Origin of the sequence: Porphyrobacter sp. YT40, from assembly GCF_006542605.1 — a bacterium.
GTDB lineage: Bacteria > Pseudomonadota > Alphaproteobacteria > Sphingomonadales > Sphingomonadaceae > Erythrobacter.
The window spans coordinates 2,271,789-2,294,980 of sequence record NZ_CP041222.1; the positions used below are offsets into that span (position 1 = coordinate 2,271,789).

At 67.7% G+C, this 23,192-nt stretch carries 21 protein-coding genes; 15 read left to right on the forward strand and 6 right to left on the reverse strand.

The genetic code is table 11. The features are described 5' to 3' along the window. Together E2E27_RS10645 and E2E27_RS18725 are read right to left on the reverse strand one after the other, a co-directional pair. A complete protein-coding gene (locus E2E27_RS10645) occupies window positions 1-1,773 on the reverse strand; it encodes a lytic transglycosylase domain-containing protein (RefSeq protein ID WP_234036022.1) in 1,773 nt (590 codons plus the stop codon). Next, the gene (locus E2E27_RS18725; RefSeq protein WP_181443412.1) at window positions 1,755-2,555 is read right to left on the reverse strand and encodes a uracil-DNA glycosylase family protein; all 801 of its coding nucleotides are present in this window, start codon (window positions 2,553-2,555) and stop codon (window positions 1,755-1,757) included. The genes E2E27_RS10645 and E2E27_RS18725 overlap by 19 nt, the downstream gene beginning before the upstream one ends. Window positions 2,556-2,670: 115 nt before the next feature. Here E2E27_RS18725 and E2E27_RS10660 point away from each other — a divergent pair, with 115 nt between their 5' ends. From E2E27_RS10660 to E2E27_RS10695, 8 genes are all read left to right on the forward strand, one after another. After that, window positions 2,671-4,320 carry an electron transfer flavoprotein-ubiquinone oxidoreductase gene (locus tag E2E27_RS10660; protein WP_141459007.1) on the forward strand — a complete coding sequence of 550 codons (1,650 nt, stop codon included), beginning with the start codon at window positions 2,671-2,673 and terminating at the stop codon, window positions 4,318-4,320. A 118-nt stretch (window positions 4,321-4,438) separates the two neighbouring features. Next, complete coding sequence (locus tag E2E27_RS10665) at window positions 4,439-4,882, forward strand: hypothetical protein (protein ID WP_181443413.1); 444 nt, start codon at window positions 4,439-4,441, stop codon at window positions 4,880-4,882. Continuing rightward, a complete protein-coding gene (locus E2E27_RS10670) occupies window positions 4,882-5,760 on the forward strand; it encodes a 4-(cytidine 5'-diphospho)-2-C-methyl-D-erythritol kinase (protein ID WP_141459011.1) in 879 nt (292 codons plus the stop codon). Before E2E27_RS10665 ends, E2E27_RS10670 begins: the two co-directional genes overlap by 1 nt. Window positions 5,761-5,875: 115 nt before the next feature. Then, window positions 5,876-6,595, forward strand: a complete 720-nt coding sequence (locus E2E27_RS10675; protein WP_141459013.1) for an N-formylglutamate amidohydrolase — start codon at window positions 5,876-5,878, stop codon at window positions 6,593-6,595. A gap of 42 nt (window positions 6,596-6,637) precedes the next feature. Continuing rightward, a complete protein-coding gene (ilvD, locus tag E2E27_RS10680) occupies window positions 6,638-8,359 on the forward strand; it encodes a dihydroxy-acid dehydratase (RefSeq protein WP_141459015.1) in 1,722 nt (573 codons plus the stop codon). Between the two features lie 13 nt (window positions 8,360-8,372). Next, entirely contained in the window at window positions 8,373-8,717 is a 345-nt protein-coding gene (locus tag E2E27_RS10685) for a hypothetical protein (protein ID WP_141459017.1), read from the forward strand. After that, window positions 8,714-10,102: an NAD(P)H-hydrate dehydratase gene (locus E2E27_RS10690; protein WP_141459019.1), complete on the forward strand. Its 1,389-nt coding sequence runs from the start codon at window positions 8,714-8,716 to the stop codon at window positions 10,100-10,102. The genes E2E27_RS10685 and E2E27_RS10690 overlap by 4 nt, the downstream gene beginning before the upstream one ends. Beyond that, entirely contained in the window at window positions 10,099-11,301 is a 1,203-nt protein-coding gene (locus E2E27_RS10695; protein WP_141459021.1) for a class I SAM-dependent RNA methyltransferase, read from the forward strand. The genes E2E27_RS10690 and E2E27_RS10695 overlap by 4 nt, the downstream gene beginning before the upstream one ends. Here the strand turns inward: E2E27_RS10695 and E2E27_RS10700 are convergent. From E2E27_RS10700 to E2E27_RS10715, 4 genes are all read right to left on the reverse strand, one after another. Continuing rightward, window positions 11,298-12,086: a hydrolase 1, exosortase A system-associated gene (locus E2E27_RS10700; RefSeq protein ID WP_141459023.1), complete on the reverse strand. Its 789-nt coding sequence runs from the start codon at window positions 12,084-12,086 to the stop codon at window positions 11,298-11,300. The genes E2E27_RS10695 and E2E27_RS10700 overlap by 4 nt on opposite strands. Continuing rightward, entirely contained in the window at window positions 12,083-12,772 is a 690-nt protein-coding gene (locus E2E27_RS10705) for an alpha/beta hydrolase family protein (RefSeq protein WP_141459025.1), read from the reverse strand. The genes E2E27_RS10700 and E2E27_RS10705 overlap by 4 nt, the downstream gene beginning before the upstream one ends. Before the next feature lie 32 nt (window positions 12,773-12,804). Beyond that, on the reverse strand, window positions 12,805-13,101 hold the full coding sequence (locus tag E2E27_RS10710) for an acyl carrier protein (RefSeq protein WP_141459027.1): 297 nt from the start codon (window positions 13,099-13,101) through the stop codon (window positions 12,805-12,807). Between the two features lie 88 nt (window positions 13,102-13,189). Continuing rightward, complete coding sequence (locus E2E27_RS10715; RefSeq protein ID WP_141461805.1) at window positions 13,190-14,128, reverse strand: GNAT family N-acetyltransferase; 939 nt, start codon at window positions 14,126-14,128, stop codon at window positions 13,190-13,192. Window positions 14,129-14,184: 56 nt separating this feature from the next. Here E2E27_RS10715 and E2E27_RS10720 point away from each other — a divergent pair, with 56 nt between their 5' ends. The 7 genes from E2E27_RS10720 (at window position 14,185) to E2E27_RS10750 (ending at window position 23,190) form a co-directional block, all read left to right on the forward strand. After that, entirely contained in the window at window positions 14,185-15,726 is a 1,542-nt protein-coding gene (locus tag E2E27_RS10720; RefSeq protein ID WP_141459029.1) for an acyl-CoA ligase (AMP-forming), exosortase A system-associated, read from the forward strand. Next, window positions 15,723-16,949, forward strand: coding sequence for a pyridoxal-dependent decarboxylase, exosortase A system-associated (locus E2E27_RS10725; RefSeq protein WP_141459031.1), 1,227 nt, complete (start codon window positions 15,723-15,725; stop codon window positions 16,947-16,949). Before E2E27_RS10720 ends, E2E27_RS10725 begins: the two co-directional genes overlap by 4 nt. A gap of 197 nt (window positions 16,950-17,146) precedes the next feature. Continuing rightward, window positions 17,147-17,788 carry an XrtA/PEP-CTERM system exopolysaccharide export protein gene (locus E2E27_RS10730; RefSeq protein WP_141459033.1) on the forward strand — a complete coding sequence of 214 codons (642 nt, stop codon included), beginning with the start codon at window positions 17,147-17,149 and terminating at the stop codon, window positions 17,786-17,788. Window positions 17,789-17,804: 16 nt separating this feature from the next. Further along, window positions 17,805-19,325, forward strand: coding sequence for an XrtA system polysaccharide chain length determinant (locus tag E2E27_RS10735; RefSeq protein ID WP_141459035.1), 1,521 nt, complete (start codon window positions 17,805-17,807; stop codon window positions 19,323-19,325). Window positions 19,326-19,338: 13 nt separating this feature from the next. Then, the gene (locus tag E2E27_RS10740; RefSeq protein WP_141459037.1) at window positions 19,339-20,343 is read left to right on the forward strand and encodes an AAA family ATPase; all 1,005 of its coding nucleotides are present in this window, start codon (window positions 19,339-19,341) and stop codon (window positions 20,341-20,343) included. 2 nt (window positions 20,344-20,345) lie between these two features. Continuing rightward, window positions 20,346-21,998, forward strand: a complete 1,653-nt coding sequence (locus E2E27_RS10745; RefSeq protein ID WP_234036023.1) for a preprotein translocase subunit YajC — start codon at window positions 20,346-20,348, stop codon at window positions 21,996-21,998. A gap of 16 nt (window positions 21,999-22,014) precedes the next feature. Beyond that, the gene (locus tag E2E27_RS10750) at window positions 22,015-23,190 is read left to right on the forward strand and encodes an XrtA/PEP-CTERM system-associated ATPase (protein ID WP_141459041.1); all 1,176 of its coding nucleotides are present in this window, start codon (window positions 22,015-22,017) and stop codon (window positions 23,188-23,190) included. Window positions 23,191-23,192: the final 2 nt, after the last annotated feature.

Genomic DNA, 23,192 nt, shown 5'->3' on the forward strand with positions numbered 1-23,192 from the left:
TTACGGCTCCAACCGGGCCGAGCGGGTGGTAGCAGCGCGCGGGAATTCCGGCCAGCGCCCTTGCGCCAATGCGCGGCGGCTGGGCGAGGTGACGCCCGCAGCGCGTTCGTACATCCAGTAATTGCGCATCACGATCGCGACATAGCCGCGCGTTTCCCAATAGGGGATGGACTCCATCCACAGCAGCGGATCGTTCTGGTCGTTGATCTCGTAATTCCAGCGCCCCACCGGGGTGAGCCCGGCGTTGTAGGCGGCCATGATCTTGGGCAGCGCGCCGCCGGTGGCGGGGTTGTCGCGCAGCATCTCCAGATGGCGCTGGCCATAGGCGAGGTTGACCTGCGGATCGTTGAGATCCTCGTAGGACGCGCCGAGGCTCAGCCGGAAGGAATGATCGCGCGCGGTGCCGGGCATGATCTGCATCAACCCGCGTGCATTGGCCGGGCTGACCGCAGTGGCGCGGAAGTTCGATTCCTGCAGCGCGTGGGCGAAGGCGAGCGCCGGATCGACCTGCCAGCCGCCCACCGGCTGCCAATGCGCAACCGGGAAGCGCAAGCTCCGATCGCTGCTGGTGCCGTAAGGGGCGTTGTGCGCCATGAACAGCTGGGTCGAGGGCATCCCGAGTTCGCGCGCCAGCCGGGCGAGCGCGGCATATTGATAGGCGGGGCCGATCTGCGCTTCGTGGCGCAGGACTTCGTCGGCAAGACCGGGCCGCCCGATCTCGGTCAGCGCCACGGCGACGCGCACATTGGGGCGCTGGGCGAGTGTGGCCCAGTCATCCCTGCTGAACGGCTGCGGCGCGGCATCGGCGGGCAGCTCCACGCCCAGCTGATCGGCGGCGAGCATTCCGTAGAGCGTCTCGTCATATTGCGCGGCGGCGCTGAGGTGTTGCTGCGCCTGCCCGGGCTCGCGGCACCGCACCAGCGAACGGTGCGCCCAGTAATGGCCCGCCGCGGCGAGCTCGACATTCTCGGCGCTTCCCGCCGCCCTCACGAAGGCGTCGGCCGCGAGCGAGCAATGGCCCAGCCGCCAGGCCGACAGCCCTTCGACCCACGCGCCCTCGGCCACCCACGGCCCGCTGCCCTCGGCGACGGTGCGCGCAAGTTCAAGCGCGGCGGTGTCGTTGTTCTCGATGTAGTGGCTCCACGCCACCCGCTGCCGCCACTCGGCGCGTGCTTCGGGGGAGAGGAAAAAATCAACCTCGGCCAGCAGGCGCTGGGCCTCGGCGGGATTGTCGCCCTTGATCGCCTCGAGGATCGCGCTTGCGGTGGCGCCCGGCATGGTTCCGTCGGTGACGCTGCGCGGCAGGATGCGCTTGGGGGCATAGGGCTGACGCGCCATGCCTTGCGCGGCGGGCAGGGGAGGCAGTTGGGTCACCCCGCGCTTGGCTCCCATCCGCGCCAACTGTTCGGCCTGCGGCAGATCGGTACCGGCGTTGAACCAAGCGGCGATCTGCTCGGGCGCGATCTTGGGGCTGTTGGCGTGGGTGTAATACTCCGCCAGCGCCGCCTGCGTGAGCACGCCGCCCGGACGCTGGGCGATGAGACTTTCGACCATGTCCCACTGCTCGGCGTCGATCGCGGCGAAAAGCTGGCGATAGGCGGCGCGCTCATCGGGGGAGAGCACCGCGTCCACCGCGCCCTCGGCAGGGGTCGCGCCGTTCCAGCGCGCCACCAGATCGCCCGATTGCGCGGCTGCGGGCGCGTGGAGGCCGATCGCCGCCAGCACCATTGCCGCCAACGCCACGCCCGGGCGCTTCAGTGTGAGGCCGACCATTCCATCCATCTCCGCCAGAACCGGGCCTTGAGCCGGGGCATATCCATCAGGGAATCGAGCGTTTCGCTCGACATGACCGGGATCTTGCCCCCGGCATGGTTGATTTCACGTAAAGGCTGTTCGCCCGCTCCGAACAGCATCGGCGCAAGGCCGGTGCCGAAGGCGACCAGCCGCGCGGGCTTCACCAGCGCGATGTGATGCGCGGTGACCGCATCCATCCCGCTTGCCGCGATCATCGCCAGATCGGCCATCGGCGTATGGCTGGGGAGCGCGGATGCGATATACACCGCGTCCTCGGCAAGCCCCATCGCGACGAGAATATTGGCGAGCAGCCGCCCCTGTGGCCCGCTCAGCAGAGTGTCGCGGTCGCTCTCTTCGGGCTGGGGTACCAGTACCATCAGCGCCGGTTCGCAGGCGCCGCGCGGCGCGATCCGGGGAAAGGCGCGGGCCGTTTCAAGCGCGGGGCTGGCAAGCCACCAGTCGCGGAATTCCATGAGGCTCTGCGGCGGCGAATCGCCGAGAAGGTCGCGGCGCAAAACGGCAGGGCTGGCAGCAGCGGCGGGCGCTGGGGGGACATTGGCCGCGCCGGGTGCGCCCGGCGGTGCGGTGCGCGCTGCGTCGGCGGCAGGCCGTCCCGCGCCTGCATCATTGCCCTCTTGCGGGGCGGCATCGGCCAACCACGCCGTAGCGTCATCGACAAAGTCACAGTCGACCCCGGCGTCCCGCCACCAGGCGAGCGCCGCTTCGAAATCGCGTGCCAGAGAGAGTTCAGGGCGGGTCATGCTGATAATGCTGGGTCTTGACGGGGGGAACCCCAGTTAGCAAGTGCAAGCCATAGCCAATTCGCCGGAATGTGCGGCGAGCGCGCCCAAAACTGTCGAGGATCAGGAAAGTCCCATGAGCGAACGTGAATCAATGCCTTGCGATGTCGTGATCGTCGGCGGCGGGGTGGCGGGTCTGGCCGCTGCCATCAAGCTCAAGCAGATCAACGCCGAGCTTGAAGTGATCGTGCTCGAAAAGGGTTCGGAAATCGGCGCGCATATCCTTTCGGGTGCGGTGGTCGATCCCAAGTCGCTCGACGAGCTCCTGCCCGAATGGCGCGACATGGGCTGCCCGATGGCGCAGACCCCGGTAACCGACAACTGGCACTGGGTGCTCTCCAAGACCGGCAAGTCCTCGATGCCGCACGCGATCATGCCGCCGCTGATGAGCAACAAGGGCTGCTACACCGGCAGCCTCGGCAATCTCGCGCGCTGGCTGGCCGAGCAGGCCGAGGGGCTGGGCGTGATGGTGTTCCCGGGCTTCCCCGCCGCCGAAGTCATGTTCGATGAAAGCGGCGCGGTCGCGGGCGTCATCACGCAGGACATGGGCGTGGCGGCCGATGGCTCGCACAAGGGCGACTATCAGCCCGGCATGGAGATCCACGCCAAGTACACCCTTTTCGCCGAGGGTGCGCGCGGCAACCTCACCAAGCAGCTGAAGAAGCGCTTCGACCTCGAAGCGAACTGCCAGCCACAGGTCTATGGCCTCGGCATCAAGGAATTGTGGGACATCGACCCCAAGAAGCACAAGCCGGGCCGCGTGATCCACACGCAGGGCTGGCCGCTGACCGAAAGCGAAAGCTGGGGCGGGGGCTTCCTCTACCATCAGGCGAACGGTCAGGTGGCCTTGGGCTTCGTGACCGCGCTCGATTACAAGAACCCCTGGGTCTCGCCCTATCAGGAATTCCAGCGCTGGAAGCAGCACCCGGCGATCCGCGAATATCTCGAAGGCGGCAAGCGTGTGTCCTACGGCGCGCGCGCGATCAACGAGGGCGGCTGGCAGTCCGTGCCCAAGCTCGCCTTCCCCGGCGGGGCGCTGATCGGCTGCGCGGCAGGCTTCGTCAACGTGCCGCGCATCAAGGGCAGCCACACCGCGATGAAGAGCGGGATGCTGGCGGCCGAGAGCATCGCGGCGGCGATTGCGGCGGGTCAGGAAAAGACCGAGCTGATGGAATATGACGCGGCCGTCCGCTCCAGCTGGATCGCGGACGAGCTGAAGCTTGTCCAGAACGCCCAGCCGGCGGTCGCCAAGTATGGCGGCGACATCGGAACCGCGCTGGCGGGCATCGACATGTGGATGCGCACGCTCAAGATCGGCCTGCCGATCAGCATGAAGCACCACCGCGACTACGAAGCGACGGGCCGTGCCGATCTGTATCCGAAGATCGACTACCCCAAGCCCGATGGCGTGATCACCTTCGACCGCCTCACCAACGTCGCCTACAGCTACACCAACCACGCCGAAGACCAGCCCTGCCACCTTCAGGTGAAGGACTGGGAACTCCAGAAGGTGAGCGAACTCGGTGTCTACGGCGGCCCCTCGGCGCGCTACTGCCCCGCGGGGGTCTACGAATGGCTGATCGACGAGAAGACCGGCGAGCCCAAGTTCCAGATCAACTCCCAGAACTGCGTCCACTGCAAGACCTGCGACATCAAGGACCCCAACCAGAACATCAACTGGGTGACGCCCGAAGGCGGCGGCGGGCCGAATTATCCGAATATGTGATGAAGCTTGTTTCGATATTCCTGCAAGTCATTGGGTCGCTAGCTGTCTTGGGGATGGCAGCGAGCCTTCTCATGTTGCCGGGAAGCGTTGAGCACTACGGGCGAGAGCCTGAAGATGCATGGCTCGTGACTGGTTGGACAATTGCCCTTGGTTTGCTTGCATTGTCCAGTTTCTGGATCGCTGCAAAGACGCGTCCGTGATCGGGAAAGTCGCATACGCAAAGATCAACCTCGCACTGGCAGGGGCTGCTGTCCTTGCCTCCTGCGCGGCGGCGGAAGCGGCTGGGCCGGTCACTTCTGAAGATCAAGCGTGCAACCGTGTCATGGCGGTCCTGGCTGCCAACAAGACCTATCGCGCAGAGCAGATGGCAAGCTGCGATGGCGGAGAGGATGACAACAATCCCGGCTATTACGTCCTGCGCGTCAATGCCTACTGCCGCGACCCGCAAGGCTGCGGCAGCGTGCTGCTCGGCTGGTATGCGGTCGAGGCGGCGACCGGCGCGGTGCATGACATGGATGCTGCCGAGTGGTCAGTGGGCCAACGGATCGACCGGAACACGTGATGCGCGAAACCGCCTACGCCAAGATCAATCTCGCGCTGCATGTCCGCAGGCGCCGGGAGGATGGGTATCACGAGCTTGAGACCCTGTTCGCCTTCGTCGATGCGGGCGATCTGCTGAGCGCCGCGCCTGCGGCTGAGGACAGCCTGCGAATTGTGGGCGAATTCTCCGGCGTGCTCTCACTCCCCTCCCTTGGGGGAGGGGTTGGGGGTGGGGGCTCTGCCCTATCGACCGTAGAATCCCCATCCCCGGCCCTTCCCCTCGGGGAAGGGGGTAATCTGGTTGCCCGCGCGCTCACCGCCCTCCCGCGTCCGCAGGGCCTCGCGGTGACGCTGGAGAAGAACTTGCCGGTCGCGGCTGGCCTTGGTGGCGGGTCGGCGGATGCGGGGGCGGTGTTTCGGATTGTCGAGGCGCTTCACGGCCTGCCCGACGACTGGCAGGCGCGCGCGGCCAAGCTCGGCGCGGATGTGCCCGCCTGCGTGCTGAGCCGCACCCATATCGGTCTCGGCACCGGCACGGAGCAGGTCGAAGTCCAGGACGACCTCGCCGGAACCCCCGTGCTGCTGGTCAACCCGCGCGTGCCGCTATCGACCGGGCCGGTGTTCAAGGCGTGGGATGGCGAGGATCGCGGCGCGCTGCCCGAAGGCCCAGCCTCGAAGATCGCGAAGGAAGGGCGCAATGATCTCGAAGCCCCTGCCATTTCGCTCTGCGCGGTGATCGCCGAGGTGCTTGCAGCGCTCCAGGCCACCAACCCGTGGCTCGCCCGCATGTCCGGTTCGGGCGCGACGTGCTTTGCGCTCTACGACACCCCGGAGGCTCGCGATGCGGCGGCGGCGGCCATGCCGTCCGGCTGGTGGACAATGGCGGGGCGGCTGCGGTGAGTTTCCCTCCGTCCGCTCGCCCTGAGCTTGTCGAAGGGCCGCCGTTTTCTTCGTGCGGCCCGCGTGAGACAAGAAAGGCAGTGCTTCGACAAGCTCAGCACGAACGGAGTTTGATGTGAGTACAGAAGCTTTCCGCCAACTCGGCACGCCGACCCCCGGCGGCATCGTCTGCACCGCTGACCACGCCTCGAATCACGTCCCCGCAGACATCGACCTCGGCATCCCCGATCGCCTGCTGCAAGAACACATCGCCCTCGATATCGGCACCGAAGCCATCGCCGAACTCCTCGCGCGGGAACACGGCATCCCCGCCCACATCGCCGCCGTCAGCCGCCTCGTGTGCGACTTCAATCGCGAGGAGACTGCCCCCGGCCTTGTCCCCGAGACCAGCGACGGCCATCCGATCCCCGGCAATGTCGGCGCGGACAGGGAAGGGCGCCTCGACCGCTTCCACCGCCCCTATCACACCGATCTCGCCGAATGGCTGGCCACCAGCGAACCGGCGCTGATCCTCTCGCTCCATAGCTTCACCCCGCACCTCGCCAGCCGTGACGAGCCGCGTCCGTGGCAGGTGGGCGTGCTCTACAATGCCGATGACCGCGCCGCCCGGATCGCCATCCCGCTGCTCGAAGCCGAGGGGCTGAATGTCGGCGACAACCTCCCCTATTCGGGGCGCGATCTCAATTACACGATGAACCGCCATGCCGAGACGCACAGCCGGCCCTATCTCGGCATCGAGCTTCGGCAGGATCTCACCCGAACCCGCGCAGACCACACGCGCTGGGCCGCGCTCTTGGCAAAAATTGCGCAGAGGGTTGCGTCGGCGCTCGCCTGAAGGCAGGGGGCGTTACGCAAAACGCCTTCACCGAGAAATCTTATGTCGCAAAAGTTTGACAAGTCGAAGCTCCCCAGCCGCCACGTTTCGGTCGGGCCGGAGCGCGCGCCGCACCGTTCCTACTACTACGCGATGGGCATGACCGAGGAGGAAATTGCCGCGCCTTTCGTGGGCGTGGTCAGCGCGGGCAATGATTCCGCGCCGTGCAACACCACCCTCAACGCGCAGGCCGATGTCTGCCGCGATGGCGTGATCGCAGGCGGCGGCACCCCGCGCCGGTTCAACACCATCACCGTGACCGATGGCATCGCGATGGGCCATCAGGGCATGAAGAGCTCGCTGATCAGCCGCGAGGTGATCGCGGATTCGATCGAACTTTCGATGCGCGGCCATTGCTATGATGCGCTGGTGGGCTTCGCAGGCTGCGACAAGAGCCTTCCCGGCATAATGATGGCGATGCTGCGGCTGAACGTGCCGTCGATCTTCGTTTATGGCGGCTCGATCCTGCCCGGCACCTATGGCGGCAAGGACGTGACCGTGAAGGACGTGTTCGAGGCGGTGGGGCAATACGCCGCCGGGAACTGCCCGCTCAAGGATCTGATCGCGCTTGAAAAGGTCGCTTGCCCCGGTCACGGCGCGTGCGGCGGGCAATATACCGCCAACACGATGGCCTGCGTGGGCGAGGCGATCGGGCTGTCGCTGCCCAACAGCAACATGGTTCCCGCGCCCTACCAGAACCGCGCCGAGATCGCGACCGCAGCAGGCAAGCAGGTGATGGAGTTGCTCGCCCGGAACCTCAGGCCGCGTGACATCTGCACCCGTGAAGCCTTTGAAAACGCGGCGCGGGTGGTCGCGGCGACTGGCGGCTCCACCAATGCCGGGTTGCACCTGCCCGCGATGGCGAGCGAGGCCGGGATCGACTTCGACCTGTTCGATGTCGCCGAAATCTTCAAGACCACCCCCTATATCGCCGACCTGCAACCTGGCGGGCGCTATGTCGCCAAGGACATGTATGACGCGGGCGGGGTCTATATGCTGATGAAGACGATGCTGGAAAACGGCCTGCTCTACGGCGACTGCATGACCGTGACCGGCAAGACGCTGGCCGAGAATATCGATCAGGTCACCTGGAACCCCGATCAGAAGGTGATCTATGACGTGAAGACCCCGCTCAGCCCCACGGGCGGTGTGGTCGGCCTCAAGGGCAGCCTCGCGCCCGACGGGGCGATCGTGAAGGTCGCCGGGATGGCGCGGCTTGAATTCACCGGCCCCGCGCAGGTTTTCGATTGCGAGGAGGATTGCTTCGCCGCCGTCGAGGCGCGCCAGATCCGCGAGGGCAGCGTCATCGTGATCCGCTACGAAGGCCCCAAGGGCGGCCCCGGAATGCGCGAGATGCTCTCCACCACCGCCGCGCTCTACGGGCAGGGCATGGGCGAGAAGGTCGCGCTGATCACCGACGGGCGGTTCTCGGGCGCGACGCGCGGCTTCTGCATCGGCCATGTCGGCCCGGAGGCAGCGGACGGCGGCCCGATCGCGCTGGTCGAGGATGGTGACATCATCTCGATCGATGCCGAGGCGGGCACGATCGATCTCCATGTGGCCGAAGACGTGCTGGCCGAGCGCCGCAAGGCCTGGGCTCCGCGCGCGCATGATTACCAGTCGGGCGCCTTGTGGCGTTACAGCCAGACGGTCGGCAAGGCCCGCTACGGCGCGCTCACCCACCCCGGCGCAAAGGCGGAAACCCATGTCTTTGCGGATATCTAGCGCGATCGGCCTCGTGGCGGCTCTGGCCGGTTGCAGCGCTGCCGACAGCCCGCCGCCGGCAGGTGACACGGTCGATTGCGCTATCGGTGCCGGCGCCGAACTATCGCCCGATTGTGTCCTCGAGCGCGTCTCAACCGACCGTTTCGTGATTCATCACCCCGATGGCGGTTTCCGGCGCTTTGTTCGGGTCGAGGAGTCCGGCGATCTGGGGCTCAGGCCCGCTGATGGTGCGGAGGTGGTCAGTGAAGAACGATGGCAAGGCGATGGCTTGTATCTTCTTGCGTTCGAAGGCGAAAAATACAGGTTCCCAATTGCTCTGCTGAAAGAGGGCGATAGCGGCCCCGCCCCCGCGCAGTGACCGCCGCGCAGGTTCTCACCGCCGCCCAGATGCGCGCCGCCGAACAGGCGTTGTTCGATGCGGGGGTGAGCGTCTCGGCGCTGATGGAGACCGCAGCGGGCGGGGCGGGCGAATGGATCCGCCGCATCGCCGCCGGGCGCAGCGTGGCGGTACTGTGCGGCCCTGGCAACAACGGCGGCGATGGTTATGTTATCGCACGGCTTTTGCGCAAGGCGGGCAATGCGGTGACCGTCATCGCGCCGCTCGCCCCCGCGACCGATGCGGCGAAGGAGGCCAAGCGGCGCTGGGACGGCCCTGTTGCCACCGCAGGCGGCGCTGGCGGGGATGTCTTCGTCGATTGCCTGTTCGGATCGGGGCTCACCCGGCCGCTCTGCGCCGAGCACGCGCTGCTATTGCGCGATCTGGCCGCGCGGCACCGCTACAAGGTCGCGGTCGACGTGCCCTCGGGCATCGCCAGTGACAGCGGCGCAGCTCTTAACGAACGCCTGCCGCGTTTCGACCTCACGCTGGCGCTGGGCGCGTGGAAGTTGGCGCATTGGAGCCTGCCGGGCCGGGCGCTGATGGGGCAGATGCGGCTCGTGCCGATCGGTATTGGAGCAGTGGAGGGCGCGGCGCGGCTGATTGGCAGGCCCCGCCTCGTGCCGCCCGCGCCCGACGCGCACAAATACACCCGCGGGCTCTGCGCGATCGTCGCGGGCACGATGCCAGGCGCGGCGGTGCTCGCCAGCCTCGCGGCGCAGCGTGGCGGCGCGGGTTATGTGAAACTGCTTGCGGAGACCTGTCCCGGAAATCTCCCTGCCAGCATCCCCGCGAGCGAGCAGCCATTGCCCGAGGCGTTGGGCGACACACGCATCGGCGCGGTGCTGGTGGGGCCGGGGCTCGGCACCGACGCCGCCGCGCGCCACCGGCTCGCACAGGTGGTCGCGAGCCCGCATCCGCTGGTGATCGATGCCGATGGGCTCCGCCTGCTCGGCACAGAGGTGTGGGAGCGCAAGGCCCCGACACTCGCAACCCCGCATGACGGCGAGCTCGAAACGCTCTGCCGCAGCTTCAACGTGGTGGCCGAGGGGCGCCGCAACCGCGCGCTCGCTCTCGCGCGGGCAAGTGGCATGGTGATCTGCGCCAAGGGCCCCGACACCGTAATCGCCGCACCCGATGGCCGCCTCGCGCTCGCTCCGCCTGCACCGAGCTGGCTGTCGATGGCCGGAACGGGCGATGTGCTCGCCGGAATCGCCGTCAGTCGGATGGCGGCGGGGCGCGATCCCTTCGCCGCCGCCTGCGAGGCGGTGTGGCTGCATGGGCAAGCGGCGCGGCTGTGCGGCGCGGCCTTCACGCCCGAAGAGCTTGCACAGGCTGTGTCAGAGGCGCTAGCGGCCGCATTGTGACCGCCGCAGACCCCATAATTCGCATCGCCGCCAAAGGTGACGGCGTGACCGCCTCCGGCCACCATGTCGCAGGAGGCGTGCCGGGCGATCTGGTGGACGAGGCGGGTGCGATCACGCCGGGGCCGCATCATGTCGCCCCCGCTTGCCGCCATTTCGCGGTGTGCGGCGGCTGCCAACTACAACACGCCGACGATGCGGCACTGGCCGATTTCGTTCGCGACCGTGTGCTCAATGCCGCGAGCGGGCAGGGGATCACGGCTGAAGAGGTACTGCCGGTCCACCTCTCGCCGCCGCACAGTCGCCGCCGCGCGGGGCTCCATGGCCTCCGGACGGCACGCGGCGCGGTGCTGGGCTACCGGGAGGGCGGGTCGCACCGGGTGGTCGATCTGGCCGAATGCCCAGTGCTTCACCCCAAGCTGACCGCGCTGATCGCGCCGCTGCGCGCTTTCGTCGCGGCGCATGGGCCCAAGGCGATGGTCGGGATCGACCTCACGCTGGCCGATCAGGGGGTCGAGGCAGGCTTTTCGCATTTCCCGCTCGAAGGGCTGGGGCCGACCGAGGCGGCGCTCGATTTCGCGCGCGAACAAGGGCTTGCGCGGCTTACCTTCGATCAGGGCTACGGCCCGGAGACCATCTGGGAGCCCGAGCCGGTGACAGTGACGCTGGGCGGCGCGCCGGTCAATCTGACGCCCGGCGCTTTTCTTCAGGCGACCGCCGATGCGGAAGCCCGGATGGTCGCCGATGCGGCCGAATGGCTGGAGGGCGCTCGGCTCGTCGCCGATCTTTTCGCCGGATTGGGCACCTTTGCCTTTGGCCTGCGCGCCGAGAGCGGCCGCAAGGTGCTCGCGGTCGAAGCAGAGCAGGCGGCGCATCTCGCCTGCAAGACCGCCGGGGCGATGAGCGGCGGGCAGGTGCTGGCGCTGCACCGCGACCTGTTTCGCGCGCCGCTTCAGGCCGACGAGCTGAACCGCCTTGCCGCCGTGCTGCTCGATCCGCCGCGTGCCGGGGCGCGCGCGCAGATCGCCGAGATCGCGCGCAGCACGCTGGGACGGGTGGTCTATGTCAGCTGCAACCCGGCAAGCTGGGCGCGCGATGCAGCGATGCTGACCGAGGCCGGGTTCCGGCTGAAAAAGCTGCGCCCGGTCGGCCAGTTCCGCTGGTCGACCCATGTGGAATTGACCAGCTATTTCGAGCGTTAGGCGCGCAAGCTCGCCAAAATCTGAGCTTCCAGCCAGTCGCGGTGTTGCGGTTCGACATAGGCATGGCCCGCGCCTTCGCAGCGAGAGATGCGCGGATCTGTCGGGTCCCAGCCGGCCGCGAACACCTGCGCTGTCCGGTCGGCGGTGGCGAGCAGGATGCGCACCGGGCCGGAAAAGCCCCCGAGGCCAGCGGCCATTTCCTGCGCGAGGCTCGAAGGCGGCGGCGGCGGTCGCAGGGCATGGATCACGCCGCGCCCCAGCTTGGCGAGGTTCACACCGCCGCTGAGCAGGCGCAAGACCTCGCGCGGGTTGCCGAGCTTGTCCCGATAGCGCGCGCGCAGGGCCGATGGGGGCGGGGTATTGTCCGCCCCGGCACCCTCGCCCGGCTCGATCGTCCAGGGGTTGGACAGCACCAGCCCATCGCACCCCGCGCCGCCCGCCAGCATCAGCGCCGAGGCCGCGTCGCAATTGCCGAAAGCGATCACGCGCGACAGCTGTGGCACCATCGCGCGGAAGGCGTCAAGAGCGGCGGCTATGTCCTTGGCGGAGTGGCGAAAGCCGCGGTTCTCGCCCTCGCTGTCGCCAATCCCGCGGCGGTCGAAGCGGAACACCGGGAAACCCGCACGGGCGATCCGCGCCGCCATTTCGGCCTGCCCGCCAAAGGCTCCGCTGCGGATCTCGTTGCCCCCACTCACGATCAGCAGTCCGGTGCTTGCAGGAGCCGTGTCGAGCGTGCCGACCAGCGTGAGGCTGCCGCAGCCGAAGGTGAGAGAAAGCCGTGTCATGTGGCTGACATCGCGAGATTTTCACCGATGATAACAGCCAGCCGGTCGGCCTGAGCGGCGTCTTCGTCCGGCTCGGCGCGCAGCCACAGGCCGGGGCCGCCGAGCGCGCTTTGCTCGATGGTCCGCTGAGCGTCATGGAGCACGGGTTCAGCATTCTCGAGCGCGCGAAACATCTCCGCGCCGATGCGCCATCCGCCGAGCATCAGGCCCTCGGAGCGGCCTGCGGCCATCAGATCATCATTCGTTTCGGCGAGCCCTTCCTCACGGGCGGCGATGATGCGCGCACGGATCATGCCGCGCAGCAGCCTGGGCCCCGATTGCGGCGCGTAGTGCCATCCCGGCAGGCCCGTTGGCGCGACCAACGCCCCGGCACGGATCGCCAGAACGTGAGTCGCCCCCAAAGCCTCTGCGGCTCGCGTCATGTCTGAACGCCAGCCCTCAAGTGTCTGATTTTCCAGCGGCGCGAGGCTTTCATTGCAACCGGGAAGGTCGGGCAGCAGGCTGTCGATCCCGGCCGCATCCAGCCGCCGCATCACTTCGATGGTGAAGCGCCGCAGCTTGTTGGCCTCGTCGAACCATGCCGGGCACACCAGCACGCGCACCGCACGCCCACGGTTGAAGCTGACCAGCAGTTCCTCCGCAGGCGCAGCGCCCTCCCGGAAAGGTGGATGCCAGGTAGCGATCACGCGAAGGGCACCCGCGCGGGCGTCACACGGGCCTAGGCCCGGCCGAGCTTCGCGCGCGCGAAGGCCAGCAGACCGCCATAGGTTTCAAGCATTTCGCCGTCGACATCGTCATCATCTATGATGATGCCGAGGCGGTCTTCCATCTCGGTGAGCAAGCCCGCGACCGCCATCGAATCCAGTTCGGGCAGGTGGCCGAACAGCCCCGAATCCGGCCCGAACGCCGCCGCCTGCTCGGGATCGAGCCCCAGCACATCGGCAATCAAGGCCTTCAGTTCGCGATCGAGCGCGGCCTCTTCGGCTGCGCTGTCGATGTTCGGTACGGTGGTCATCTGTGCCCAAATCCCTGTGACAGGCTGTGGCGGCGGGGCTTAGCCATGCGCGGGGCCGCGTGCAAGCATTGCAACCGATAGGGCCAGGTCAGTGCGCGCTGCGCCAGAGCATACGCTTGGCCATCGGGAGCCAGCTGCGCGGGCTTGCCGGGTCGAGGCAATCGATCCGGAACCGCGGGCGCACGTCCTCCATCCAGTCGGCCTTGTAGCTCTGGTCGCCGGTGCCGAAGTCCACCAGCGCGACCTTGTCGATGTCGATCACATGGCGGAACAGGGCAGCGGTGAGCGTGGTGCCCGCCGACAGCGGCTTGTGGCTTTCAAGGTGTGCGAGCTTGTGGATGTAGGCGATTGAATTTTCGACCGTCCAGCATTGCGCGGCAACCGCTACCCCTTCGGCCCGGGCGATCCCCAGCCGCAGACGGCCCGCCGCTCCCTCGGCCTCGGCAAAGGCGCGCAGCATCGTGGGGTGATCCTCGGCAGGCTTCCAGCTGGCCGCGTAGATCGCTTCGTAATCGGCCCAGGCCCGAGCGTCGAAATGCGTCAGCACTTCGACCTCGACCTTCTTCGCCTTGCGCTTCAGTGTGGTGCGCAGCGGGCCGGGGCGGGTCTCCCAATATTCCGTGAAGCTGCGCCCGCGAACCGGCAGGATATGATTGATATCGCAGCGCTCCATCGCCACGCGCCAGCCAGCCCCGCGAAAGGCGCGCGCGAGCCGTTCAGCCGAGCCATCCTCGTCCGGCACGGGTTCGAGCGTCACCCGCCAGCCCCGCGATTTAAGGTGTCGCGCGATAGCCTCCAGCAGCCGGTCGCCCGCTGCGCCCATCGGAGCCAGCGCCCGCCAGGTGAAGCTATACCAGTTGCGCAAGGGCGTGATACGCCCCGCATCCTCGGTCAGAGCGAGCGCGGCAGCCTCGGGACCCTCGCCGGCGACCGCGATCATCGGGGCAAGCCCGGTCTCGGCCAGCAGCGCAAACCACTCCGCGCGATCGAACGGCGCGGCATCTGCGGGGGCAGAGAGCGCTTGCAAGACCTTAACGCTATCGTGATACCGCACTTCGACCACGTGAAAGAATGCTCCCGACCATGCCGCAACCGCCCGATTCCACCCCGCAGCCGCTCGACCACCTCGCCGAACGCGCGGTGACGGCGGGGCGCGGGGAGGCACCGGCGCTGGTGTTGCGCGAGGGCACGCTTAACCACAAGCAGTTAAGGTTGCGTGTGGCCCGCCTTGCCGGGTGGCTGGTGCGGATGGTGCCCGAAAAGGGTGCGCGGGTGGCGAGCTGGGCGGCGAAGGGCGAGCTTAACTGCCTGCTCCCGCTGGCCGCCGCGCGCGCCGGGCTGGTGCATGTGCCAATCAACCCGCTGCTCAAGCGCGCACAGACGGCGCATATCCTCGCCGACAGCGGTGCGCGGCTGCTGATCGGCACGGGATCGCGGCTTGCCTCGCTGGAGCCCGGCGATCTGCCCCACGGCTGCGCCGCGCTGGGCGAGGCCGAGGCGTTGGCGGCAGCCGAGGAAGCAGGGCTGGAAATGCCGCCCTCCGCCGCCGATCCTTCGGAACTAACGGCGATCCTCTACACCTCCGGCTCGACCGGCAGGCCCAAGGGCGTGATGCTGAGCCATGCCAACCTGTGGCTCGGCGCGGTGAGCGTCGCACATTACCTCGGGATGGCGAGCGACGATGTGACGCTGGCGGTGCTGCCGCTGTCGTTCGATTACGGGCAAAACCAGCTGCTTTCGACGTGGTATGCGGGCGGAAGCGCGGTGCCGCTCGATTTCCTGTTCCCGAAGGATGTGGCCAAGGCCTGCGCGAAGCATGGCGTGACCACGCTCGCCGCTGTGCCGCCTTTGTGGGTGCAGCTGACCGAGATCGACTGGCCCGCCGAGGCGAGCGCGCCGCTGCGTCGGCTCACCAACAGCGGGGGTGCGCTGACGGCGGAGCTGGTGCGCAGCTTGCGCAGTATGTTCCCTGATGCGCGGCTGTTCCCGATGTACGGGCTGACCGAGGCTTTCCGCTCGACCTTCCTTGATCCCGCACTGGTGGATTCGCACCCCACTTCAATGGGTAAGGCGATCCCCTTCGCAGAGATTCTCGTGATTAACGACGCGGGAGAGGTCGCCGCTGACGACGAGGAAGGCGAGCTGGTCCATTGCGGGCCACTGGTGGCACAAGGCTATTGGCAGGATCCCGAACGGACTGCCGAGCGCTTCAGGCCTGCGCCCGCCGCTTCCACCTATGGCGGGATGGCGGTGTGGTCGGGCGACCGGGTGCGGCGCGATGCACAAGGGCTGCTCTATTTCGCCGGGCGGCGCGATGCGATGATCAAGAGCGCGGGCAATCGCATCAGCCCGCAGGAAATCGAGGAGGCGGCACTCGCCACCGGGCTTGTCGCGGAGGCTGTAGCGCTCGGCGTGCCCCATGCGCGGTTGGGGCAGGCGGTGCATCTGGTGGTGCGCGGCGACGAGGCGGGGCGCGAGGTTCTGGCGCAGCGGCTCCAGCGCGATCTGCCCAATTTCATGCAGCCGCAGATGATCCACTGGCGGGTGATGATGCCGACCAACCCCAATGGCAAGATCGACCGCTCGGCGCTTGCAGCGGAATTGATCAAGGACTTTGCCGCATGAAACCCGTCGGCCCGATCCCTGCGGGATACGCAACGCTGGAAGGCGAACTCGCCATCGGCGGCAGGACGGCGAGCGCCCTGGTCGCCGAGGCCGGGCGCACGCCGCTATTTGTCTATTCGCGCGCGCTTTTGGATAGCCGCATGGCCGATCTGCGCGCAGCGCTGCCGCAGCGGGTGGGGGTGAATTACGCGGTGAAGGCCAATCCGCATCCGGCGGTGATCGCGCACATGGCCGGGCTGGTCGACGGGTTCGACATCGCCTCCTCGGGCGAACTCGCGCTCTGCGTCGCTGCCGGGATCGACCCGCGCCGGATCAGCTTTGCCGGGCCGGGCAAGCGCGATGACGAGCTGGAGGCCGCCATTGCCGCTGGCGTGACGCTCAATTGCGAGAGCGAGGGCGAGGGGATGCGCGCGCTCGCCATCGGGCAGATGCTCGGCACTGCGCCGCGCATTGCGATCCGGGTCAATCCCTCCTTCGTCATGACCGGCTCGGGGATGAAGATGGGGGGCGGGGCCAAACAGTTTGGGGTCGATGCCGACAAGGTGCCCGCGCTTGCCAAGCGGCTGATCGGCGAGGGGGCCGAATGGCGGGGCCTCCACATCTTCACCGGCAGTCAGACGCTCCGTGCCGACGCGATTATCGAGGCACAGGCCAACGTGTTGGCGCTGGCGGCCGAGCTGACCGAGGCGATCGGCCTTGGCTGCCCCAAGCTCAATATGGGAGGAGGGCTGGGCATCCCCTACTTCCCCGGCGACACACCGGTCGATTTGCCCAAGGTCGGTGCGGCACTCGCCGATCGGGTGGCGCAGCTGCCGCCAGCGCTGGCCGACACCGAGCTGTGCATGGAGATGGGCCGCTACCTCGTCGGCGAGGCGGGGGTCTATCTCACCCGGATCATTGACCGCAAGGAAAGCCACGGCGCCACCTTCCTCGTCACCGACGGAGGCCTGCACCACCAGCTGGCGGCATCGGGCAATTTCGGAACCGTGGTCAGGCGCAATTATCCTTCCGCGATTGCAACGCGTTACGGTGCGGAGCCGACGGAGGAAGTCAACATCGTCGGCTGTCTGTGCACCCCGCTCGACCGGCTCGCCGACAATGCCATGATGCCCCGCGCCGAGGTGGGCGATCTGGTCGCGGTCTTCTGCGCCGGGGCGTACGGGGCGACGGCCTCGCCATCGGCATTTCTCGGCCACGGCCCGGCGGCGGAAATGCTGGTCTGACGACGCCGGATCAGCCGCGCGTTAACCCCCGCAAAACCGCTGTCCCGTTTCGGGATGCAGCCCGATTTGCCGCTGTATAACTAACCAGTTGTTCACCATTTCCGGCGACAAGAACCCCGATATCCGGGCGGTTCGTGTCGCAGGTCGCTCCTGCATCGTGCACGGCCTCCCGCACAAGAATGGCCAAGGATCGATCAATGCCCCACCGTCTGCCTCTGAAGCACCTCGCCGCGCTTACCCTCGGTGCGGCCCTGCTCGGCGCCTGCGCCAGCGGGGGGAAGGAGCTTCCGCCCGCCAGCTATGGCGATGGCAGCATCACGCCTTCGGAAGAATACACCATCGGCCCGCTCGACGAGATAACGATCCACGTCTGGCGCAATCCCGAACTCAGCGCCGACAAGGTGCGCGTGCGCCCCGATGGTCGGCTGACGATCCCGCTGGTGCAGGACATCCCGGCAGTCGGCCAGACCGCGACCGAGTTGCAGGATTACATCGCGGGCGAGCTGTCCAAGTATATCGAGCAGCCGATCGTCTCGGTGATCGTCAACACGCCGGAGGGCAACTTCACCCAGCAGGTGCGCATCATCGGCGCGACCCCGCAGCCGGCCTCGCTGCCGTTCCGGGCGAACATGACCGCACTGGACGCCATGATCGCGGTCGGCGGTCTGGGCGAATTTGCCGCGGGCAACCGCGCCAAGCTGATCCGCCTCGACCGCGAGAAGGGAACGCAGACCGAATACCGCCTGCGCCTGTCCGATCTTATCCGCAAGGGCGATGCCTCGGCCAACGTCATGCTCAAGCCGGGTGACACGATCATCATCCCCGAGAGCCGGTTCTGAGGGGGCCTGACCGGGCATGAGCGAAATCTTCGACGAACTGCGCGCGGCGCTGTGGTCGGTCTGGCACCGCCGCTGGATCGCGATCGCGACCGCGTGGGGCGTATGCCTGCTCGGGTGGCTGGTCGTCAGCATGATCCCCAACAGCTACGAATCCAAGGCGCGCGTCTACGTCAACGTCGAGGACTATCTGTCGAAGCAGCTCGGCATTGCCGGCAACAGCAAGGAACAGATTGCCGAGATCCGCCAGACGCTTTCCAGCGCGAAGAACCTCGAAAAGGTCATCACCTCGACCCGCTTGGGCGAGGGGATTACCGAGCGCGGCGCGCTCGATGCGGCGACCGCCGAGCTTGAAAAGAAGGTCAAGGTGACGAGCGAGCAGGACAACCTGTTCGAGATCACGGCCGAGATTGGTCGCGGGGACCTGAGCGATGCCGAAAACGCCGTGCTGGCGCGCGATGTGGTGCAGAAACTGCTCGACATCATGCGCGAGGAATATGTGATCGGCAGCCGCACCGGGATCAGCACCGCGATCGGCGATCTCGACCGCCAGCTGGACGAACGCAAGCTCGAACTGGAACAGGCCGAACAGCGCCGTCTGGCCTTCGAGGCGCAATATCCCGATCTGGTCGGCGGGTCGGACACGCTTTCGAACAAGGTGCAGCAGGCGCGCAGCGAATTGCGCAATGTCGATGCCGATCTGGCGGCGGCGGAAAGCGGGTTGGCGGCGATTTCCTCGCAGCTGGCGAGCACCCCGCGCACGATTGCGGGCGGCCCGCAGGCGACCGGCCCGCGCGCCGCGTTGCAGCAGGCGCAGACCCAGCTCGCAGAACTGCGCGCCCGCGGGTTGACCGATAGCCACCCGGATGTCGTCTCCACCACCAAGCAGGTCGCGCTTCTGGCCAAGCAAGCTGCAGCTGCGGGCGACGACGCGGGCGGCACGCCGAACCCGGCCTATGCCTCGCTTGTGGCGATCCGTTCCGAACGGCAAGCGAGCGTCGAGGCGCTCCAGGCCCGCCGCGCGGCGATCCAGAGCAACTTCGCCGCGCTAATGGCAAGCCAGGCGAGCGAGCCCACCGTCGCCGCCGAAGCCAACCGCATCAGCCGCGATTACGACGTGCTGCGCCAGAACTACGAAAAGCTGCTGCAGGACCGCGAGGCGCTGCGCACGCGCGGCAAGGTCGAGGACAAGGCCAGCCAGTTCCGGTTCGATATCATCCAGCAGCCGGGCGTGCCGCAGAAGCCTGCCGCACCCAACCGTCCGTTGCTGCTGCTGGGCGTGCTGATCGTCGGCCTCGGGGCAGGCGTGGCGGCGGCCTATGCGCTGGGGCAGCTCAAATCGAGCTTCGCCACGCCGCAGAAGCTGGAACGCGCCTTTGGCCTGCCGGTGATCGGGTCGATCTCGCTCACCGTCTCGGACGCTGCGCGCGCGATCGAGCAGAAGCGTCTGAAGCAGTTTGCCGGGGCCTGCGCCGGGCTTGGCGCGATGTTCGTGATCCTGCTCGCGATCGAGGTCGTCTCGGTCGGGTCGGTGGCGTGAGGGGGAACGGGCGATGACCGATCAGGGCAAGATCAACCGCGAGGGCGCAAGGCCCGCGTCGCTGTTCGAGCGTGCGGATGCGGCCTTCGGGCTCGATCCGCGGCGCGAGGGGCCGAAGCTGCCAGAGGTGCCGCCGGTGCCGCAGGCGCTGCGCCGCCCTGCGCCGCAAGCGCAATCCGCGCCGACGCAGCCCGCGCCGCCATCATTCGCCAAGGCTCCGCCGCCCCCGGTGGCCGAGCCTGCCGCTCCCGCGCCTGCACCCGCGCCCGAGGCACCGCGCGCGGTCGCCTTCTGCGGGCCATCTGCCGCGATCGACCGCGAAACCTTGCGTGAGGGCGGGCTGATCGTGCCCGAAGACCCCGTCACCGGCCTTCTGGAAGAGTTCCGCATCGTCAAGCGCGAGCTGCTCGCCGATGCCCGCGCCGGTGGCAGGGCGCTCGCGCGGCGCATCCTCGTGTGTTCGCCGCATCAGGGCGAGGGCAAGACCTATTGCGCGATCAACCTCGCCATCGCGCTCGCCGCCGAGCGCGGGCTAGAGGTGCTGCTGGTCGATGCCGACGTGGTTCGGCCGAGCGTGACCGAGCGGCTCGGGATCGAAGCCGAACAGGGCCTGATGGACGCGCTCGCCGATCCGGCGATCCGGCCCGAAAGCCTCGTGATCCGCACCGATATCGACGGGCTTTTCGTGCTGCCCGCAGGCCTCGCCAGCTCGCGCGATGCCGAATATCTCGCCAGCGCGCGCACCGCCGAAGTGCTCGACCGCCTGACCGAAGGCGCGCCCGACCGGATCGTGATTTTCGACACGCCCCCCGCGCTCGCCGCCTCGCCCGCTGCCGAACTTGCCCAGCATGTCGGCCAGGCGCTGCTGGTGGTGCGCGCCGACGAAACGAGCCGCGCCGCGCTGGAGGATGCGCAGCAGCTGCTCTCGGCCTGCGCGGATATCAAACTGCTGCTGAATGCCGCGCGCTACAGCCCCTCCGGGCGGCGCTTCGGCTCCTACGGCACGAAGGGAAGATGATCATGCGTTCCCGTTCGTTCACTCCGGCCCTGGTGCTGACGCTGCTGGCTGCAGCTGCCGGCAGCGCGCCCGCTTTCGCACAGGCGCAGGGCGATCCCGTTTTGGGCGGCCAGACTTCGGGCCAGCGCGGCAATCGCGTGGTGCAGCCCTATATCGAAGTCTCGCAGGTCGTCTCGGCCGAGCTGACGCCGGGCGATGACGTCGTCACCTTCACGCAGGTCGCCGCCGGGGTCGATATCAATGTGCAGGGCCGCAATTCGGGCGCGGCGGTCTCGCTGCGCTATGAGCGCAACATCGGCTATGGCGACGACAGCGTCGACACCGACACCATCAGCGGGGTCGCACGCGGAACGCTGGCGCTGGTGCCGAACACGCTGAGTCTCGAGGCAGGCGCGCTCGCTTCGCGCAGCCGGATCGATGGCGGGGGCGGGGCGACCCCCAATCCGCTGGTGCGCGAGGATGCCGAAAGCCGGATTTACAGCCTCTATGCCGGGCCCAGCCTCAACACCCGCGTCGGTGTGGTCGACGTGCAGGGCGTGGCGCGGGTCGGTTACAACCGTTTCGAGGCCGACGATGCGCTGGTGACGCAGGCGGGCGACGCGGTCGACGTGTTCGACGAGAGCGTGACCTATCTCGGCCAGTTGCGCGCAGGCGTACGTCCGGGCGAGGTGCTTCCGGTGGGTCTGGCCGTCACTGCGGGCGGTTTTCAGGAGGATATCGACACGCTCGATCAGCGCGTGCGCGATCTCTACGTGCGCGGCGATGTGACCGTGCCCGTCAGCCGTACGCTCGCCCTGGTGGCGGGCGCGGGTTACGAGGATGTCGAGATTTCGAGCCGCGACGCGCTCCGCGATGCCGATGGCAATCCGGTGGTGGGCGCCGATGGCCGCCTCGTCACCGACACCTCTGCACCGCGCCAGATCGCCTTCGATGTCGATGGCCTGCTGTGGGATGTGGGCGTGCTGTGGCGCCCGTCGTCGCGCACCAATCTTCAGGCCGCGGTTGGCCGCCGTTATGATTCGACCACCTACTACGGCACGTTCACCTATGCCCCCAGCCAGCGCAGCACCTTTGCCGTGTCGGCCTATGACGGCGTGAGCGGGTTTGGCGGGGTGCTGAACAACGGGCTGGCCCGCCTCGGCAGCGATTTCGAGGCGATCCGCAATCCCGTCACCGGCGATTTCGGCGGGCTTGTCAGCGGCACCGAGGGACAGGCGCTGATCGGCGGGCTCGGTTCGACCCGCGCGGCAGCTTTCCGCGGGCGCGGGGTGCTGGCCTCCTATCAGCGCAACATGGGGCGGACCACCGCCGCGCTTGGCGCAGGCTACGACCGGCGCACCTTCATCGCGGCGGCGGGAACCGCGCTTGCGCCTGCCAACGGGCTGACCGACGAGAGCTACTATGTCGTCGCCGGGCTCTCGCGCCAGATCGGGCAGAGCGCGGACATTTCCACCAACGCCTACGTCAACTGGTTCGACGCGGCGGGGACGGGGAACGATGTGACCGCGCTCGGCGGGTCGATCGCCTACAACCAGTCGATCACCCAGCGCCTCGTCGGCCGGGCGGCGGTCGCGGTCGATTACTTCGACAGCGAATTCACCGCCGAGGACTTCGCCTTCGCCACCGCGCTGGTCGGCCTGCGCTACAATTTCTGATTGGGACAAGCGGCTCATGTACGAACAATTCTACGGTTTCAGCGGACGGCCTTTTCAGCTGACCCCCGATCCGCAGTTCTATTTCGAAAGCGTCAGCCACAAGAAGGCGATGAGCTATCTCGGCTATGGCCTCGCGCAGGGTGAAGGCTTCATCGTCATCACCGGCGAGATCGGCGCTGGCAAATCGACTTTGGTGGCGCATCTGATGGAGCGGATCGACCCCAAGGCGCTCACCGTGGGGCAGGTCGTCACCTCGGCGCTCGACGGGGCCGAGATCGTCCATGTCGTCGCGCAGGCTTTCGGGCTCCATGTCGAAGGCCATGACAAGGCCGGCGCGCTGGGCGCGATCGAGCGGTTCCTGCAGGACGAGGCTCGCGCCGGTCGCCGCTGCCTGCTGGTGGTGGACGAGTGCCAGAACCTCGATCTGGACGCGCTGGAAGAGCTGCGGATGCTCTCCAATTTCCAGCTCGGGTCGCATCCGCTGCTCCAGAGCCTGCTGCTCGGCCAGCCCGAATTCCGCCGCACGCTCGCGCACCATCCGGGGCTGGAGCAGCTGCGCCAGCGGATCATCGCCTCGCACCATCTCGAAGCGCTCGATAGCAGCGAGGTGGAGCACTATGTCTGCCACCGGCTGAGCCATGTCGGGTGGGACGGGCGGCCGTCCTTTGCCGAGGGGCTGCTCGATGGCCTCTACCGCCACACCGACGGCATCCCCCGCCGTGTCAATCAGGTGATGAACCGTCTGCTGCTGCTCGGCGTGATCGAGGAGCGCGAGGAGCTGACGCCCTCTATGCTCGATGACGTGATCGCCGAGATGGCCGCCGATCAGAACCGCGGCGCGCGCGGCGGCAGCGATCTGCGCTCCGCTCCGCCCGCCGCCGCGCCGGATGCGGCCAAAGCGCCCGAGGGCAGCCTGCCCGCCACCGAAGTCGCCGCCCTGCTGGCCGAGCGCGACGCGCGCACCGCCGAGCTTGAGGCGGCGATCAGCGAATTGCAGGCCGCCGGGATGAGCCAGCACGGACCCGATGGCGAGCCGCTTTCCAGCGAGGACGTGCAGATCGCCGAAGCCCGGCTCGCCGCCGCGCTCGAGCGGATCGAGGCGCGGCTCGAAGAGCAGGAGCAATCCTTCCGCCATGTGCTGACCATGCTGATCGAATGGCTCGAGGAAGACCCGTCGCGCAGGGCTGCGTGACG

What these genes read in the sequence shown, in the direction of transcription:
- E2E27_RS10735 (WP_141459035.1), top strand. Translation starts at nt 17,805, where the DNA reads ATGAGCGAAATCTTCGACGAACTGCGCGCGGCGCTGTGGTCGGTCTGG.
- E2E27_RS10710 (WP_141459027.1), bottom strand. Translation starts at nt 13,101, where the DNA reads ATGACCACCGTACCGAACATCGACAGCGCAGCCGAAGAGGCCGCGCTC.
- E2E27_RS10670 (WP_141459011.1), top strand. Translation starts at nt 4,882, where the DNA reads ATGCGCGAAACCGCCTACGCCAAGATCAATCTCGCGCTGCATGTCCGC.
- E2E27_RS10750 (WP_141459041.1), top strand. Translation starts at nt 22,015, where the DNA reads ATGTACGAACAATTCTACGGTTTCAGCGGACGGCCTTTTCAGCTGACC.
- E2E27_RS10725 (WP_141459031.1), top strand. Translation starts at nt 15,723, where the DNA reads ATGAAACCCGTCGGCCCGATCCCTGCGGGATACGCAACGCTGGAAGGC.
- E2E27_RS10730 (WP_141459033.1), top strand. Translation starts at nt 17,147, where the DNA reads ATGCCCCACCGTCTGCCTCTGAAGCACCTCGCCGCGCTTACCCTCGGT.
- E2E27_RS10645 (WP_234036022.1), bottom strand. Translation starts at nt 1,773, where the DNA reads ATGGTCGGCCTCACACTGAAGCGCCCGGGCGTGGCGTTGGCGGCAATG.
- E2E27_RS10740 (WP_141459037.1), top strand. Translation starts at nt 19,339, where the DNA reads ATGACCGATCAGGGCAAGATCAACCGCGAGGGCGCAAGGCCCGCGTCG.
- E2E27_RS10720 (WP_141459029.1), top strand. Translation starts at nt 14,185, where the DNA reads ATGCCGCAACCGCCCGATTCCACCCCGCAGCCGCTCGACCACCTCGCC.
- E2E27_RS18725 (WP_181443412.1), bottom strand. Translation starts at nt 2,555, where the DNA reads ATGACCCGCCCTGAACTCTCTCTGGCACGCGATTTCGAAGCGGCGCTC.
- E2E27_RS10665 (WP_181443413.1), top strand. Translation starts at nt 4,439, where the DNA reads ATGGCTCGTGACTGGTTGGACAATTGCCCTTGGTTTGCTTGCATTGTC.
- E2E27_RS10745 (WP_234036023.1), top strand. Translation starts at nt 20,346, where the DNA reads ATGCGTTCCCGTTCGTTCACTCCGGCCCTGGTGCTGACGCTGCTGGCT.
- E2E27_RS10660 (WP_141459007.1), top strand. Translation starts at nt 2,671, where the DNA reads ATGAGCGAACGTGAATCAATGCCTTGCGATGTCGTGATCGTCGGCGGC.
- ilvD (WP_141459015.1), top strand. Translation starts at nt 6,638, where the DNA reads ATGTCGCAAAAGTTTGACAAGTCGAAGCTCCCCAGCCGCCACGTTTCG.
- E2E27_RS10700 (WP_141459023.1), bottom strand. Translation starts at nt 12,086, where the DNA reads ATGACACGGCTTTCTCTCACCTTCGGCTGCGGCAGCCTCACGCTGGTC.